Raw genomic sequence first — 15,196 nt, 5'->3', positions numbered from 1 at the left:
CGCCGTGGGCGCTCAGGTCGACTCGAGCGCGTAGCCGGCCGACCGGACGGTGCGGATGGGATCGTCTGCACCCGGCAGTTCGATGGCCTTGCGCAGCCTCCGGATATGCACGTCGACGGTTCGCAGCTCGATATCGCTTCCGGTGCCCCACACACCGTCGAGCAGCTGGTTGCGACTGAAGACACGCCCCGGGCTTTCCATGAAGAACTTGAGCAGGCGGTATTCCGTGGGGCCCAGTTGCAGAACCTCGCCCCGCCGCTTCACCTTGTGCGCCACCGGATCGAGGTGGATATCGCCGACCTGGACCGACTCGCCGGCGAGGGCGGGTCGGATCCTGCGCATGACCGCTGCGACCCGGGCGAGAAGCTCGCGCGGGCTGAACGGCTTGGTGACATAATCGTCCGCGCCGGTATCCAGCCCCCTGATCCTGTCGTCTTCCGCCTCCCGGGCGGTCAGCATGATGATCGGCACATGGGCTGTCGTCTTGTCACGGCGCAAGCGGCGACACACCTCGATCCCGCTGGTTCCCTCGATCATCCAGTCGAGCAGGATCAGGTCGGGGACGTCTTCACTTGCCATCAAAAGCGCTTCGTCGCCGTCGGCCGTGGTCCGGACGTGGTACCCCTCGTTTTTGAAACGGTATTCCAACAGCTCCGAAAGAGCAGGATCGTCCTCTACCAGGAGGAGCTTCGCTGACGGCACCTGTACCACCCCATACAATTAGCTTGGGAATGGCCTTTATGGCAATCCGGCGTCAGGAATATTGCACCCGTTACAGTTCCGCGTCAGCGATCAGTCCTTATCGGCCGGATAATCGCCGGTCGCGGCAAAGTGCACCATTTCTGCCACATTGGTCGCATGGTCGCCGATACGCTCGATATTGCGCGCGATGAAAAGCAGCTGCGCCGCGCTAGAGATGGTCGCGGGATTCTCGACCATGTAGCTGACCAGATTGCGGAATATGCTGTTGTAGAATGCGTCCACCTTCTCGTCGGTCGCGATGACCTCAACCGCAAGCGCCGCATCGCGGGCGGAGTAGGCCGTCAGCACATCGTGGACCATTTCAGCCGCGATGTCGGCCATGGCGGGCAGCAAGGTCAGCGGCTCGAAGCGCTCGTGGCCTTCGATACGGCCGACGCGCTTCGCGATGTTCTTCGAATAGTCGCCGATCCGTTCGATCACGCCGGCGATCTTCAGGGCGGCGATGACTTCACGCAAGTCGTCCGCCATCGGGGCCCGAAGGGCGATAATCCGAACGGCGAGCTTGTCGACCTCGGCCTCGATGGCATCGATCGCCTTGTCGCTCTTCACGACTTTCGTTCCGCGTTCCACATCGCCGCTGACGAGCGCCGCGAGTGATTCCTGGAGTGCGATCTCGGCCAGACCGCCCATCTCCGCGATCAGGCCGCGCAGCCGGGTGATGTCTTCGTCGAAGGCTTTGACAGTATGGTCGTTCATTATCCGTATCGTCCGGTGATGTAGTCTTTGGTACGCTCTTCGAGCGGATTGGTGAAGATTTCTTCGGTCGGTCCGTACTCGACCATTTCACCGAGGTGGAAGAACGCGGTGCGCTGCGAGACGCGCGCGGCCTGCTGCATGGAGTGGGTGACGATCACGATGGCATAATTGCCCTGCAATTCGTCGATCAGCTCCTCGATCTTGGCGGTGGCGATCGGGTCAAGAGCGGAGCAGGGCTCGTCCATCAGGATCACTTCGGGATCGACGGCAATGGCACGCGCGATGCATAGGCGCTGCTGCTGCCCGCCGGAAAGCGCGGTACCCGATTCCTGCAGCCGGTCCTTCACCTCGTTCCACAAGCCGGCCCTCTGCAGCGACCGTTCGACGATCGCATCGAGTTCGCTCTTGTCGTTGGCAAGACCGTGGATGGTCGGACCGTAGGCGATGTTGTCGTAGATCGACTTGGGAAACGGGTTCGGCTTCTGGAACACCATGCCGACGCGGGCGCGAAGCTGCACCACGTCCATCGCATTGCCGTGGATGTCCTCCCCGTCGAGTTCGATCAGCCCTTCGACACGCGCCGACGGGATGGTGTCGTTCATCCGGTTGAGCGCCCGCAGGAAGGTGGATTTCCCGCACCCCGACGGCCCGATGAAGGCGGTCACATACTGGGCCGGAATGGCGATCGAGACGTTGTTGATCGCCCGCTTGTCGCCATAATAGACCGAGACGTCCGTCGCCCTCATCTTGGGATTGGACGGTTGTTCCATGTTGTGAATGCGGGTCACCAGGTCTTCTCGAACTTGTTGCGGAGGTAGATGGCGAGGCCGTTCATCACGAGGAGGAACAGCAGAAGAACGATGATGGCGGCACTGGTCCGCTCGATGAACCCCGTGTCGATTTCATCCGACCACAGGAAGATCTGGACCGGCAGCACAGTCGACGGCGAGGTGAAGCCGTCCGGGGGTGTCGCGACGAAGGCGCGCATCCCGATCATCAGCAGCGGCGCCGTTTCCCCCAGTGCCCGTGCCATGCCGATGATCGTACCGGTAAGGATCCCGGGCAGGGCGAGCGGAAGGACATGGTGGAAGACGACCTGCACCGGCGAGGCACCGATTGCGAGCGCCCCGTCACGGATGGAAGGCGGGACCGCCTTGATCGCATTGCGGCCGGAAATGACGATGACCGGCATGGTCATGAGCGCCAGGGTGAGGCCGCCGATCAGCGGGGCGGACCGCATGTTCGGGAATATCCAGAGGAACACTGCCAGACCCAGCAGGCCGAAGATGATCGAAGGCACGGCGGCAAGGTTGTTGATGGAAACCTCGATAATGTCGGTCCAGCGGTTCTTCGGCGCGTATTCCTCGAGATAGACCGCCGCCATGACCCCGATGGGGAAAGCGAACGCCAAGGTGACGATCATAGTGAGGATCGATCCCTTCAGCGCACCCCAGATGCCCACCATCTGGGGATCGGTCGCATCCGACCGCGCCAGGAAACCGCTGTCGAAATTCGATTCGAGCTTGCCGTCTGCGACCAGTTGGCGCGCCAGTTGCTGCAATTCGGGCGAGCCCTCGCCGTCGATGCCGCGTGAAAGATCGCCCGAACTTGGCAACCAGAAAGTCGTGCTCTTCTGGAGCAGCGCAGGGTCGGCCACGATGGCTTGTGCCACCTCGCGCCAAGCTTCGCCGCTCAGCTCTGCGGCCCCTGCGGCGCCGAGTTCGGTTACAGCCGCAGCTTCGACGACCTGCGGCAAACCCTGGAGCTGAAGTGTCTGGATTGCCCCATCGGACGCCAGCACCGACGGATCGCCGGAAATGCCGGACGAGGCAAAATCAATCGTTACCCTCAGTTCGTCGCGCTGGAAGCCGGCGATGCCATTGGCTAGCATATTGCCCAGCAGCAAAACGAGGATCGCGATCGAAAAACCGATGGCCCCGAAGCCGATCCATTTGAAGCGGCGCTCGGCGGCATAGCGCTTGCGCAGCCGCTGCTCGAACGCCGGGGTACGGGTTGGCCCTAAGGGAGTGGCAGCTTGATCAGTCATAAGCTTCGCGGAACCGCTTGACGACGCTCAGAGCGAAGAAATTGAGGCCGAGGGTGACGAGGAACAGGACGAAGCCCAAGGCAAAGGCGGACAGGGTGGCGGGATGGTCGAAACTGCCTTCGCCCGTCAGCAGGGCGACGATCTGCACAGTGACGGTCGTCATCGCTTCGAGCGGATTTGCCGTAAGGTTGGCGGCCGTCGAAGCGGCCATGACCACGATCATGGTCTCTCCGATCGCGCGGCTGATGGCCAGCATGATGCCCGCGACGATACCGGGCAGGGCCGCCGGGATCAGGACCCGCTTGATCGTTTCAGACTTGGTTGCCCCCATCGCCAGGCTGCCGTCGCGCATGGCTTGCGGCACGGCGGCGATGCTGTCGTCCGCCATCGAGGATACGAAGGGAATGATCATCACTCCCATGACAAGCCCGGCAGCCAGCGCGCTCTCGCTCGACGCATTAGCGATGCCCACCGATTGCGCCAGTTCGCGAATGGCCGGGGCCACCGTCAGCGCGGCGAAATAGCCATAGACGACCGTCGGTACGCCGGCGAGGATCTCCAGCGCCGGCTTGAGCCACCGCCGCCACGCCGGGGGGGCATATTGCGTCAAATAGATCGCGCTCATAAGGCCCAGCGGGATGGCCACGATCATGGCGATGATCGCACCGATGAACAGCGTCCCCCAGAAGAGCGGCAGAGCGCCATAGCGATCGCCTTGGGGGGCTGTCGCACTGGACATCGGATCCGGGTTCCAGGTCGTCCCGAATAGGAAATCGACCGGCGAGACCATCCCGAAGAAACGGATGGTCTCGAAGACAAGGCTTGCGAGGATGCCAAAGGTCGTGAGGATGGCCACCAGCGATGCGATCAGGAGGATTGCCATCACCGTGCCTTCCACCCGGTGGCGGGCATGGAAAGCGGGTTTCAACCGGGTGTAGGACCATATACCGCAGACCACCGCAATTGCCGCTGCAAGCGCCGCGCCGACGAACCCGTAGAAAGAGAGCGCGCTGCGATAGGGCTCGACCAGGCCTTGCGCGCCCTGGTTGAACACGGCTGTCGCATTCCCCGTTGCCACGGCCCGGGCCTCGGCCAGCATGGTTTCACGCTGGAGACCAAAGGCCGGCAGGTTGGCCGCCGCCGGATCGGCGAGCACGGACTGGAGCACGAGATATGGCGACAGCAGGCCCCACACGAGGGCGAAAAGCAGCAATGGCACCGCCACCCAGAGCGCGACGTACCAGGCATGATAACCCGGCCTCGACACGACGTGGGGACCAGCGGGCTGCTTGAGGAACGACCACGCCCGGGCCCGGCCGGCCAGCCAGCCGAGCAGACCAAGCCCGAGGGCCAGCAGGATCAGGAATGCTGGAGACATTGGTCCGATTGGCCCCTGGGATGGACGAGTGCTTCTCGCCCGCAAAAAACGGCAGGCTCAGCGCGGCGATGGGGGAGATTTATGGCACATTCGTGACAATTTATGGCCGCCATCATCCGCGGCTCCGTTCGACGTCGCGCGGTCGCAGCACGGCCCCATTGTCGGAAAGCGCGAGCACCGGGAGACGAATGGATATCCGCGTGCCTTCCCCGACCTTGCTGGCGATATCGAGCCGGCCGCGATGGCGCTGGACGATATGCTTGACGATGGCGAGACCCAACCCGGTACCCCCCGAAGCAAGGCTACGACCCGGATCCGTCCTGTAGAAGCGCCGGGTGAGGTGCGGTATATGTTCCGGCGCAATACCTACACCGCGGTCGATAACGTCTATCTGCGCATCGCCGTTCTGAACGATTGCCAATCGGACGGTGACCGGCTCGGACTGGCTGCCATACTTGAACGCATTGTCGACCAGATTGCGGACGACCTGCTCCAGTTGCTGCGCGTCGCCCGCCACGGTCGCGGTACAATCGATGTCCAGTTCCAACCGGTCGAACCGCCCATCATGCGCGGCGGCATCGCGGGCTGCGTGCTCGACGACAGCTTCCAGAGCTACCGGTGTTTGCGGCCGCTCGTGCTTTTCCGCTTCGATACGTGAAAGCGACATGAGATCCGCCACAAGGCTTTGCAGCCGCCTTGCTTCGCGAAGGATCGTTTCGAGGAAACGCGTCCGTGTTTCTACCGGCATGCCAGCAGGATCTTCGAGCAGGGTTTCGACATAGCCGATGATGGAGGCGAGCGGGGTGCGCAATTCGTGGCTCGCATTGGCAACGAAGTCGGTATGGGCCCGGCTGATGTCGGCTTCGGCTGTCTTGTTGATGAGCTCCATGACCGCGAGCCCGGCATCCATCTGGTATCGGCTGACCTGCCAGATATCCTTCGGCCGAACGAGACCGGTAATGATCGCCTCGCCGCTTGTACCCTTTTCCGTAAGCGCGATCGCATCCGGATGGCGAAGGGCAACCTTGACGTCCTGTCCGAGGATGTGGTTGCCGAGCAGCTCGCGCGCGGCCTTGTTGGCGATGATGACACGGCTGCGTTCGCTCAGCATCAGCGGTGTGCCGGAATGCTCGATCATGTCCGCGAGCCCAGAGCGCGAAAAGGCGGTGTCCACTACGGGAGCCGGCGCGATCTTGGGGGCAGGCATGGCGAGCCAGAGCGTTCCCGCCCACACGATCAGCAGCAGAAGCGCCAGAAGCGGCTGGAGACCTGCAAACACCAGGACAGCGGAAGTGGCGGCTGCAAGCCCAAAACCACCCCACGAGAAGGAAGAATCGTCCATCACCGCCGCGCCTTAGAAGGACTGTCGAAGCTACGCCAGACGAATGCCAACAACCGCGCACCGAATATAGGTATGCGGACGCAGCCGTGTTGCTCGATCGAATGGAAATGCGCCTCCGGGTGGTGACCCGTACGGGAATCGAACCCGTGTTTCAGCCGTGAAAGGGCCGCGTCCTAACCGCTAGACGAACGGGCCAAATGGTCCGGTCCCGGAGGCGAGCCGCGCTACTAGGGATGTGAACCGGACCGGTCAACCCCACATTTTCCATTTCGCGAAACTCGCCTTCCTCAGTCTGCCCAGGCAGCGTCTTCGAGGTGCAGTTCGGCGGCCGGGCGCGCGCCCCAATCGTCAATCTTTGCGCGCCCTGCCAGCCACAACTTGCGGCCGCGCCCGTTGTGGAGAATCGCTTGTCCCCAGTCGGTCGAGGCTGCCCGAAACGCGATCGCCTTGATCGAGCCGCCGTCGGGACCTGCTGCTATCAGCCTCAGGTGATCGTTGCCGACCGTGTCAGCCTTAACAAGCTGCACTGGTCCTACGGCAACGCGCGGACCGGGCCAGCCCATACCGTATGGGCCGGCCCGTTCCAGCGAAGAGACGAGGTCGGGCGTCAGCCCTTTAGGCGCCACTGCGAGGTCGAGCGCCAGCGTTTGACCGGCGATGGCGCCTGCAACCGTTGCAGCCAGCCTTTCTTCCAGCCAGTCCGCAAGAGCCTCGACGCCGTCCGCCGCGACAGTCAGCCCTGCCGCCATGGCATGACCGCCCCCGGCCACGGGCAAGCCCTGTTCCCGCGCAGCGATGATTGCAGCACCGAGATCGACGCCTGCGATCGAGCGGCCGGACCCCTTGCCCTGACCGGTAGTCTTGTCGAGCGCGATGACGATGCTCGGCTTCCCGGTCTTTTCCTTGATCCGCCCGGCCACGATGCCGATGACCCCGGGATGCCAGGCCTCGCCGGCAAGTATGTGCACCGACCGATTGTGCTGGGCTGCAAGTTGCTGCTCGGCGGCCTCCTGCACCTCAGCCTCGATCGCGCGACGCTCTTCATTAAGCGCCGATAGCTGCGCTGCGATCTCCCGCGCTTCATCGGCATCCTCGGTCGTCAGCAACCGCACGCCGAGAGTTGATTCCCCGACCCGTCCACCTGCATTGATCCGGGGACCGAGAGCGAAACCGAGGTCGCTGCATACAGGCGCCCGCTTGAGCCGGCTGGCATCGATGAGCGCACTCATCCCGATATTGTTGCGCCGCGCCATGACTTTGAGACCCTGAGAGACGAAAGCGCGGTTCAGCCCGCGCAGCGCAGCGACATCCGCGACTGTTCCCAGCGCCACCAGATCGAGCAGCCCCCGGATATCCGGCTCGGCTCGCTCGGCGAAATAGCCGCAGTTGCGCAAGGTGCGCACTACTGCGATGGCGAGAATGAACGCTACCCCTACGGCGGCAAGGTGACCATGCGATGCCGCCAAGTCGCTTTCGTCGAGGCGGTTGGGGTTCACCAGCGCGATCGCAGGGGGCAGGTCGGGCGGGCACTTGTGGTGGTCGACCACGATCACATCCACGCCGGCGTCCCGCGCCATCGTCAGTGCCTCATGGGCCATTGCGCCGCAGTCGACCGTGACGACGAGGCTCGATCCGCCCTGACCGATCCGCACCAGCGCTTCGCCGCCCGGTCCATATCCTTCCAGCAGACGGTCCGGGATGTAATATCGCGCATCGTGCCCGAGCAGGCGAAACAACTTTACAAGCAAGGCGGCACTGGTCGCGCCATCGACATCGTAATCGCCGTAAATCGTGACCGCTTCGCGCGAGAGTATCGCCTGCGCAATCCTCTCGGCCGCGACATCCATGTCGCGAAAACAAGACGGGTCCGGGAGGAAGGCGCTCAGTGTGGGGGACCGGTGCAGCTCCAGTTCTTCCCGCTCGACACCACGCGACAGCAGCAACTGGGTGACGATGTCATCCTCCAGCCCAGCAACCCCTCCGCCGAGATCCATGTTCCCGCCGCGCCACTGCCACGTTTTGCCGGAAAGGGACGTCGAAACCCCGAAGACACAGGAATGCGTGCGCGATGCCATAGCGCGCGTTGTACCCCAGCAGCGGCACCGCGCAAATGGCGTACCATTGACTTTTGCCCCTTGCGGCTCGAGCGATGGTCCATGGCACGCGAGCCGAACCTGCTGATCGTGTGGCACAGCCGCACCGGGACCGCCCGAGCTATGGCTGCTGCGGCGGCGGATGGGGCTGGCACCGTGGCAAAATTGCTGGCAGCCGAAGCTGTAGAGTCCGGAGATCTCGTCGCAGCGGGCGGATACATCTTCGCCTGTCCGGAAAACCTGGCCGGCATGAGCGGCGCGATGAAGGAAATGTTCGACCGCTGCTATTACCCCGTATTGGGCCGTATCCAGGGTCGGCCTTATGCGACCGCGATAGCGGCCGGATCGGACGGCGAGGGTGCACAGCGCCAAATCGACCGGATCGCGACAGGCTGGCGCCTCCGCCGTGTGGCCGAACCGCTTATCATTTGCACCGGGGCGCAGGATGCCGATGCCATACTGGCCGCGAAACAGGTTGCGGCCCCGGATCTTGCCCGATGCCGCACGCTCGGCAGCGCCATGGCTGAAGGGCTGCGTCTGGGTATCTTCTGACTGCTTGGTCCATTCCGGAGATTTTACAAGCTGTTGGCCTCGACTAGCGAACGGCTTTCCGCCAGATAGAGGGTTCCGGTTAAGGGAGGGTCGGGCGATCGAACCGCAAATGGGAACGGACCATCCGGCGCACACGCGCACGGATCTGATGCTGGCATTCGACCATGACCAGCGGCCGGATGGTGCCGCATTTCTCCGGGCGGTGGATCAACTGGCCGACGTGGCCGTAACGCTGGACCGGACGACAGCTTTACCCACGATCTCCACGGAAGGTTGCAACAACATCCTCTGGCTCGAGCTGTGCCGGGATGGTCTGACCTTCGACTGCACGGGACTTGCGCCGGGACGCGCGCACGAGTTGCCTTCCGATGCCACCTGGTTCGGCGAGGGCGCGGATCGGCCGGATGCAGGAATGCCCTGCATCGGCCTCACCTTGGGCCCGCATTTGCGTGGGGGACAATCGAGTCCTACCATTTTTCGTAGCCTCGCCCAATTGGCGAGCGATTTCGCCGGAACGCTCCGTGGATGTCGCAGCGTCTGCTGGACCGCCTCGGGGGCGGTGATCGACCGGCCGGCGTTCGTCGATGCCATCCAACGCTGGACTGAAGGTGGCCCGATCCCGGCGCGTTTCTTCATATCAGTGAGAAGTAGCCCGGACGGTATGACGGAGACCTTCGGCCTCGCGTATTTCACGGGGCAGGAATTGCTGGTCGATCGTACTGTTTGTGCTGGCGACCGGGCGGAGACAGACAGGCTCGCTTTGCGTATCGCCGAGCAAATGATGTATCGCGGCACCTTGGCTGAGCCCGAACATCTGGTTTCCACCGCCGGACTTCCCCTGAGCCTCCAGCCTACGCCCGACGGACGGCTGGTCAGGGTTCTCGCAGGCTAGGGGACCTCAGTGAAAGGGCGCAGTAGCCAGGTCGAGCGCAGCCTTGGCGGCGTGATATTCGGCCTCCATGCGCACGACGCGCTCTTCGACCGACTCAACTGCCTTGACCGCGCCGACACCCTGGCCGGAGCCCCAGATGTCCTTCCATGCCTTGGCCTTGGTGTTGCCGCCGCTGCCGAAGTTCATCTTCGACGGATCGCTGACCGGCAGGTTGTCCGGGTCGAGCCCAGCGCTCTCGATCGAGGAACGCAGGTAGTTGCCGTGCACCCCGGTGAAGAGGTTGGTATAGACAATCCCTTCGGCGCTGCCGTCGACGATGCCCTGCTTGTAGCCCTGGTCCGCATTCGCCTCATGCGTCGCGATCCAGGCGCTGCCGATGTAGGCGAAGTTGGCGGAAAGCGCCTGTGCCGCCAGTACTGACCGGCCGTGCGCGATCGAACCGGACAGCGCCACCAGCCCGTCGAACCACTCGCGGATCTCCGCCATCAGCGCGAAGGGCGAAAGCGTCCCCGCGTGGCCGCCGGCACCCGCCGCGACCGGGATCAGCCCCGTCGCGCCCTTTTCGATCGCCTTGTGGGCGAAGCGGTTGTTGATCACGTCATGCATGGTGATCCCGCCCCAGTTCTTCACCGCGGCGAAAATGTCCTCCCGCGCGCCGAGCGAGGTGATGACCATCGGCACCTGCCATTTCTCGCAGGTCGCCATGTCGGCTTCGAGCCGGTCGTTGGACTTGTGGACGATCTGGTTGACCGCGAAGGGGGCGGCCGGGCGATCGGGGTTCTCGCGATTGTGCTTCGCCAGTTCCTCGGTGATTTGGTGCAGCCATTCGTCGAGCAAGGTCTGCGGGCGCGCGTTGAGCGCGGGGAAGCTGCCGATGATCCCCGCCTTGCACTGCGCTATTACCAGTTCCGGGCCGGAGACGATGAACAGCGGCGAACCGATGACGGGCAGGCGCAGGCGATCGAACGGGGCGGGAAGCGGCATCCATGAACTCCGGTTGTTCTTTGCAATCGACCCTGCGCTTATGCGGCAGGGCAGGTCTTGTCGAGTGGGTTAGGCGAGCAGGTCCTCGATGCCATAGACCCGAGCCGCAGTTCCGGCGAAGAGTGCGCGCTTCTCGCCCTCGGAATGGCCGCGCGCCAGCAGCTTGAACGTGTTCCACAGCACATCGTAACTCGCGCCCCAGCGGTCGACCGGATAGTTGCTCTCGAACATCCCGCGTTCAGGCCCGAAGGCTTCGATGCAGGTCTCGATATAGGGTCGCCAGAGCGCTGCGAGGTGCTCCGAGCCGTAACCTTTGGCCGGGCCGTCCTCGGGCAGGCCGCAGAAAGCCATGGCCAGCCCGCCGAGCTTCACGCTCACATTGGGGCACTCGGCCAGCTCGTGGATGCTGCGCCGCCAGCGATCAAAGTTCTCGTGCAGCTTGCCGCGATAGCTGGCGATATTGAGCGGTGTTCCGCAATGGTCGAGCACGATCGGCTGGTCGGGGAAGGCGCGGGCAAGATCGGTGACGTCGCCGATCTGAGGTTCGAGTATCCAGGCGTCGAAGGTCAGGCCCAGTTCGCCCACGTGCCGGAAGCCTTCGCGGAAGGTGCTGTCGCGATAGAGACCTTCGGGCGCATGGAACGGTGCGCCGAGTACGCTCGGGTCGGCGTCCCATGCGCCTTGGTGACGGATGCCCCTGAAGCGCGGGCTCGCTGCCATCAGAGCCTCGAGCACCGGCCGCGCGCCATCCCCCAATGTCAGGTCGGCATGGCCGAGGATCGCGTGGCAGGGGCGGTAGTCGCCGTACAGCCCACTCGCCGCCTGCGCCGCGACGCCGTTCACGAACTCGACCTCGCCTACGACTTTCTTCGCCTCGCCATAGGCCGCATTGTAGAACGCGCCGCATTCCATGAAACAGGTGCCGACGATGTTGTGGCCGCCCGGCAGCCCGCCCTTGGTGTCGGCCTGCAATTCGTCGAAAGTGTAATAGGCCGCATCGACGAGCGCGGCGACGAAATCGTGGTGCGGTTCCTGCAACATCGGCAGCATTGCCCGAAGGTCCCACAGGTGGTGATGCGGATCGATGATCGGCAGATCGGGTTCCAGAATCGCTTCGGTCGTCATGTCAGGCTCTCTCCATCCCTGTCACAGCTTGACCCCGATTGCGGAAATCGAAACCGTGACCTTTCGCCAATCTCCAAGGAAGTCATAGACTTGCGGTGCATTTGCCAAGTGGCGGTGTGACTTTTCACAGACCCTCTTTCGGCGGGCGCTTTCGTCGAGTGATGAGGGGCTATGCTGTTCATCGCTCCACAATGCCTGCTTTGGCCGTTGTAGGAAATGCCTCGCACACCGCCGGGATCATTCCGCAGGGATGAGGGTCAGGACGGTCTGCCTGCCGTCGAGGTACCTCACCGTCTCACCGTCGAACCAGGCGTCTTCTTCGGAACGGAAATCGACCCGCTGGCCGCCCCATTCGGGCACGGCCGCATAGCTCGTCAGCTCGATCGACCAGGTGGTGCCGGCATGGACCGGATACTCGCCGCGCGGGTCCGCGTTCTGGTTGTCCCAGAAACCGATAGCCGATCCGGCACCGTGGCCGTGAAAGCCGATGGGGTGGCTGTAGATCGACGGGTCCAGACCTTCCGCCAGAGCCTTGCGGCGCGCGACAGCGAGGATCTCGTTGCCGCTTGCCCCGGCGCGGAACGAAGCGATCAGGATATCCTGCACCCGGTTGGTTCCCTCCAACCCTTTGACCAGCCCGGCTGGCGCCGCAGTTTCGCCCGGCCTCAACACGTAAGCGAGATGCTGTGTGTCCGTGTTGAGCCGCAGATAGGTCAGTCCGAAATCGGTCCACAGCAGATCGCCGGGCTGAATCACCGTGTCACCGTCGAGCATACCTTTGACGCCCTGACGCTGGATGCCGACAGAGGGGTGGAACCATGGCTCGAGGCCCAATCCGGCCAGGGTCTCGCGGTACCACCATTGCACGTCGGCAGCGGTCGTCTTGCCCGGAGTGATGACCTCGCGCGAGAACGCCCTGGCGATCAGCGCATGGGCCATCCGCACGATGCCGGGATAGATTTCCAGCTCCAGCGGCGTGCGGCTCTCCAACCAGCGCACCGATAGCGTCTCGCCCGAGACAATCCGCTGGCGGTATCTCTCCGGCAGGGCCGCTGTCATGGCCTGGTACTGGCTCAGGGTCATGCCGTCGCCGAATGCCGTGATGTCCGAGGTATTGATGGCAATCTTGCGGGGGTCGCGCTCGGCTATGATAGCGGCAACTGCCTGCCATTGGTCGGGCTGCTCGGCAGGGTCCCAGGCCGAGCCGAAAAGGTTGGCCAGGCCATAGCGGCTCACCGTCAATCGCTCGACAGGCTGACCGTCGCCGGGATCATGGAAGATCAGGATCGTCCGTCGCCGCGCATGCATGTTTTCGGCGTCGAGCATGGTGGCCAGCACCGGCTCTTCGAAATACTCGCGCGACATCAGCACCCACAGGTCAATGCCCTGTTCGCGCATGATCGCAGGGATAACGGTATCGAGGCGTTCGGCCAGGATCCGGTCGACCAGTTCCGCCCGTTCGCGCATCGGCAGGATGGGCGGCATCTGCGGCGAGGCTTGCTCGATATCCGACAATGGTATGCGCGGCGCTGCATGGACCATGGCAGGAGCGGCGATGGCCGCCAGCGCCAGCAATATCCTGACCAGTCCCCGCATCCTTCTCGGCTCCTTTCGAACTCGTCCCTAAGCTTCCGCACCATTGGCTGCGCTGAGCACGGCTCTGACCGATGCGGTCGCAACATCCTCGTCGATCCCGCAGCCCCATACCGTGCGCCCATCGGGCGTGCGGCACTCGAGATAGGCCGCCGCATTGGCATTGGTGCCGGCGCCGAGCGCATGTTCGGTATAGTCCACGACTTCCAGCTCCACACCGAAGGCTTCGCGCAGGGTCGTCATGACGCTGGAGATCAGGCCGTTGCCGCGTCCCGATACGCTCTGCGCCTTGCCATCGACCTCGATGGTTCCGGCGAACAGGCGCGTGCCGTCACTGGCGCGGCTTTCCTCGTAATCGACGAGGCGGAAGCGGCGCGGCTCCATCTTGACGTAATAGGCGTGGCGGAAAGCGTCCCAGATGTCGCCTGCATTGAGTTCGCGGCCCAGTTCGTCCGCCACGCGCTGGACATGGGGGCTGAAGTCGGCCTGCATCCTCTTGGGCAGTTTGAGGCCCTTGTCCTGCTCCAGCACCCAGGCGAAGCCGCCCTTGCCACTCTGCGAATTGACGCGGATCACCGCCTCGTAATTGCGCCCGAGGTCGGCCGGATCGATCGGCAAATAGGGCACGCGCCACAGCGTGTCGTTCTGCTTCGCATGGGCGGCAAAGCCCTTCTTGATCGCATCCTGGTGGCTGCCGGAAAAGGCGGTGTAGACCAGCTCGCCGCCATAGGGGTGGCGCTGGTGGACGGGGATCTGGTTGCAGTACTCGACCGTCTCGATCACGCGGTCGATATCGGAGAAGTCGAGGCCCGGATCGATCCCCTGCGTGTACATGTTGAGCGCCATGGTCACGAGGCAGCAGTTGCCGGTCCGCTCGCCATTGCCGAACAGGCAGCCTTCGACCCGGTCCGCGCCCGCCATCAGGCCGAGCTCCGCCGCGGCGACGCCGGTGCCGCGATCGTTGTGGGTATGCAGGCTGATCACCGCGCTTTCGCGGTTCGGCAGGTGGCGGCAGAAATACTCGATCTGGTCGGCGTAGATATTGGGGGTCGCCGCCTCGACCGTGGCCGGCAGGTTGAGGATGATCGGCCTTTCGGGTGTCGGCTGGAGGACGTCCATCACCGCGGCGCAGACCTCGATACTGAAGTCGAGTTCGGCGGTTGAGAACGTCTCTGGCGAATACTCGAAATGCCACTCGGTATGGGGGCGCTTCCCGGCCTCGTCGGCCAGGACGCGTGCGCCCGCAACAGCCACGCCGATAACTTCCTCGCGCGTCATCCCGAACACGATCTCGCGCCAGGCGGGGCTGACCGCGTTGTAGAGATGGACGATCGCCGCCCGCGCACCGTCGAGGCTTTCGAAGCTGGTGCGGATCAGCTCCTCGCGGCTCTGTGTCAGCACCTGCACCGTCACATCGTCGGGAATGCGACCCGAGCGGACCAGCCCCTGGATGAAGTCGAATTCGGTCGCGCCCGCGCTGGGGAAGCCGACCTCGATTTCCTTCACCCCGATTTCCACCAGCAGGTCGAAAAAGCGGTTCTTTTTCACCGCGTCCATCGGGTCGATGATCGACTGGTTGCCGTCGCGCAGGTCGGTGCTGAGCCAGCGGGGCGGGGCGGTGATGGTGCGGCTCGGCCATTGCCGGTCGGGCAGCGGCACCTGGGCAAAGGCGCGATACTTGGTCGAGGGATCGGTGAGCATGTTACGCTGGCTGGTCATCGGTTCGGCTTTT

At 63.7% G+C, this 15,196-nt stretch carries 13 protein-coding genes and 1 tRNA gene; 2 read left to right on the top strand and 12 right to left on the bottom strand.

Features of this window, described 5'->3' with window-relative positions; translation table 11 throughout:
• Window positions 1-12 precede the first annotated feature (12 nt).
• The 8 genes from phoB to recJ form a co-directional block, all read right to left on the bottom strand.
• The gene (gene phoB / locus WAB17_RS12825) at window positions 13-702 is read right to left on the bottom strand and encodes a phosphate regulon transcriptional regulator PhoB (RefSeq protein ID WP_435417734.1); all 690 of its coding nucleotides are present in this window, start codon (window positions 700-702) and stop codon (window positions 13-15) included.
• 90 nt (window positions 703-792) lie between these two features.
• Window positions 793-1,458 carry a phosphate signaling complex protein PhoU gene (gene phoU / locus WAB17_RS12820; RefSeq protein WP_435417733.1) on the bottom strand — a complete coding sequence of 222 codons (666 nt, stop codon included), beginning with the start codon at window positions 1,456-1,458 and terminating at the stop codon, window positions 793-795.
• On the bottom strand, window positions 1,458-2,228 hold the full coding sequence (gene pstB / locus WAB17_RS12815; protein WP_435419390.1) for a phosphate ABC transporter ATP-binding protein PstB: 771 nt from the start codon (window positions 2,226-2,228) through the stop codon (window positions 1,458-1,460). The genes phoU and pstB overlap by 1 nt, the downstream gene beginning before the upstream one ends.
• A gap of 14 nt (window positions 2,229-2,242) precedes the next feature.
• Complete coding sequence (gene pstA, locus WAB17_RS12810) at window positions 2,243-3,505, bottom strand: phosphate ABC transporter permease PstA (protein WP_435417732.1); 1,263 nt, start codon at window positions 3,503-3,505, stop codon at window positions 2,243-2,245.
• Entirely contained in the window at window positions 3,498-4,883 is a 1,386-nt protein-coding gene (gene pstC / locus WAB17_RS12805) for a phosphate ABC transporter permease subunit PstC (protein WP_435417731.1), read from the bottom strand. The genes pstA and pstC overlap by 8 nt, the downstream gene beginning before the upstream one ends.
• Window positions 4,884-4,995: 112 nt before the next feature.
• On the bottom strand, window positions 4,996-6,225 hold the full coding sequence (locus tag WAB17_RS12800; RefSeq protein WP_435417730.1) for an ATP-binding protein: 1,230 nt from the start codon (window positions 6,223-6,225) through the stop codon (window positions 4,996-4,998).
• Between the two features lie 120 nt (window positions 6,226-6,345).
• Window positions 6,346-6,420: transfer RNA gene (locus tag WAB17_RS12795), tRNA-Glu, on the bottom strand.
• A 92-nt stretch (window positions 6,421-6,512) separates the two neighbouring features.
• Entirely contained in the window at window positions 6,513-8,300 is a 1,788-nt protein-coding gene (recJ, locus tag WAB17_RS12790) for a single-stranded-DNA-specific exonuclease RecJ (RefSeq protein ID WP_435417729.1), read from the bottom strand.
• A gap of 81 nt (window positions 8,301-8,381) precedes the next feature.
• On the opposite strand from recJ, the gene WAB17_RS12785 reads away from it, so the two are divergent.
• Window positions 8,382-8,870 carry an NAD(P)H-dependent oxidoreductase gene (locus WAB17_RS12785; RefSeq protein ID WP_435417728.1) on the top strand — a complete coding sequence of 163 codons (489 nt, stop codon included), beginning with the start codon at window positions 8,382-8,384 and terminating at the stop codon, window positions 8,868-8,870.
• 148 nt (window positions 8,871-9,018) lie between these two features.
• A complete protein-coding gene (locus WAB17_RS12780) occupies window positions 9,019-9,762 on the top strand; it encodes a hypothetical protein (RefSeq protein WP_435417727.1) in 744 nt (247 codons plus the stop codon).
• A gap of 6 nt (window positions 9,763-9,768) precedes the next feature.
• Here the strand turns inward: WAB17_RS12780 and WAB17_RS12775 are convergent, their stop codons facing one another.
• The 4 genes from WAB17_RS12775 to leuA all read right to left on the bottom strand — a co-directional run bounded on the left by WAB17_RS12775 (window position 9,769) and on the right by leuA (window position 15,165).
• Window positions 9,769-10,746 (bottom strand): NAD(P)H-dependent flavin oxidoreductase, encoded by a 978-nt coding sequence (locus WAB17_RS12775; protein ID WP_435417726.1) that lies wholly within the window; start codon window positions 10,744-10,746, stop codon window positions 9,769-9,771.
• A gap of 69 nt (window positions 10,747-10,815) precedes the next feature.
• Window positions 10,816-11,871, bottom strand: a complete 1,056-nt coding sequence (locus WAB17_RS12770; RefSeq protein WP_435417725.1) for an amidohydrolase family protein — start codon at window positions 11,869-11,871, stop codon at window positions 10,816-10,818.
• A 237-nt stretch (window positions 11,872-12,108) separates the two neighbouring features.
• Entirely contained in the window at window positions 12,109-13,467 is a 1,359-nt protein-coding gene (locus WAB17_RS12765; protein WP_435417724.1) for a M24 family metallopeptidase, read from the bottom strand.
• Between the two features lie 27 nt (window positions 13,468-13,494).
• Window positions 13,495-15,165, bottom strand: a complete 1,671-nt coding sequence (leuA, locus tag WAB17_RS12760; RefSeq protein WP_435419389.1) for a 2-isopropylmalate synthase — start codon at window positions 15,163-15,165, stop codon at window positions 13,495-13,497.
• Between the last annotated feature and the right edge of the window lie 31 nt (window positions 15,166-15,196).

It is taken from the genome of Parerythrobacter aurantius (genome assembly GCF_045291475.1).
Taxonomy (GTDB): Bacteria; Pseudomonadota; Alphaproteobacteria; order Sphingomonadales; family Sphingomonadaceae; genus Parerythrobacter; species Parerythrobacter aurantius.
This window is presented reverse-complemented; position numbering and strand designations above follow the sequence as displayed.

Bases quoted from the DNA above. Each gene is read 5' to 3' on its own strand.
- phoU (WP_435417733.1), bottom strand. From the start codon at position 1,458: ATGAACGACCATACTGTCAAAGCCTTCGACGAAGACATCACCCGGCTG.
- pstB (WP_435419390.1), bottom strand. From the start codon at position 2,228: ATGGAACAACCGTCCAATCCCAAGATGAGGGCGACGGACGTCTCGGTC.
- pstA (WP_435417732.1), bottom strand. From the start codon at position 3,505: ATGACTGATCAAGCTGCCACTCCCTTAGGGCCAACCCGTACCCCGGCG.
- pstC (WP_435417731.1), bottom strand. From the start codon at position 4,883: ATGTCTCCAGCATTCCTGATCCTGCTGGCCCTCGGGCTTGGTCTGCTC.
- WAB17_RS12800 (WP_435417730.1), bottom strand. From the start codon at position 6,225: ATGGACGATTCTTCCTTCTCGTGGGGTGGTTTTGGGCTTGCAGCCGCC.
- recJ (WP_435417729.1), bottom strand. From the start codon at position 8,300: ATGGCATCGCGCACGCATTCCTGTGTCTTCGGGGTTTCGACGTCCCTT.
- WAB17_RS12785 (WP_435417728.1), top strand. From the start codon at position 8,382: ATGGCACGCGAGCCGAACCTGCTGATCGTGTGGCACAGCCGCACCGGG.
- WAB17_RS12780 (WP_435417727.1), top strand. From the start codon at position 9,019: ATGCTGGCATTCGACCATGACCAGCGGCCGGATGGTGCCGCATTTCTC.
- WAB17_RS12775 (WP_435417726.1), bottom strand. From the start codon at position 10,746: ATGCCGCTTCCCGCCCCGTTCGATCGCCTGCGCCTGCCCGTCATCGGT.
- WAB17_RS12770 (WP_435417725.1), bottom strand. From the start codon at position 11,871: ATGACGACCGAAGCGATTCTGGAACCCGATCTGCCGATCATCGATCCG.
- WAB17_RS12765 (WP_435417724.1), bottom strand. From the start codon at position 13,467: ATGCGGGGACTGGTCAGGATATTGCTGGCGCTGGCGGCCATCGCCGCT.
- leuA (WP_435419389.1), bottom strand. From the start codon at position 15,165: ATGCTCACCGATCCCTCGACCAAGTATCGCGCCTTTGCCCAGGTGCCG.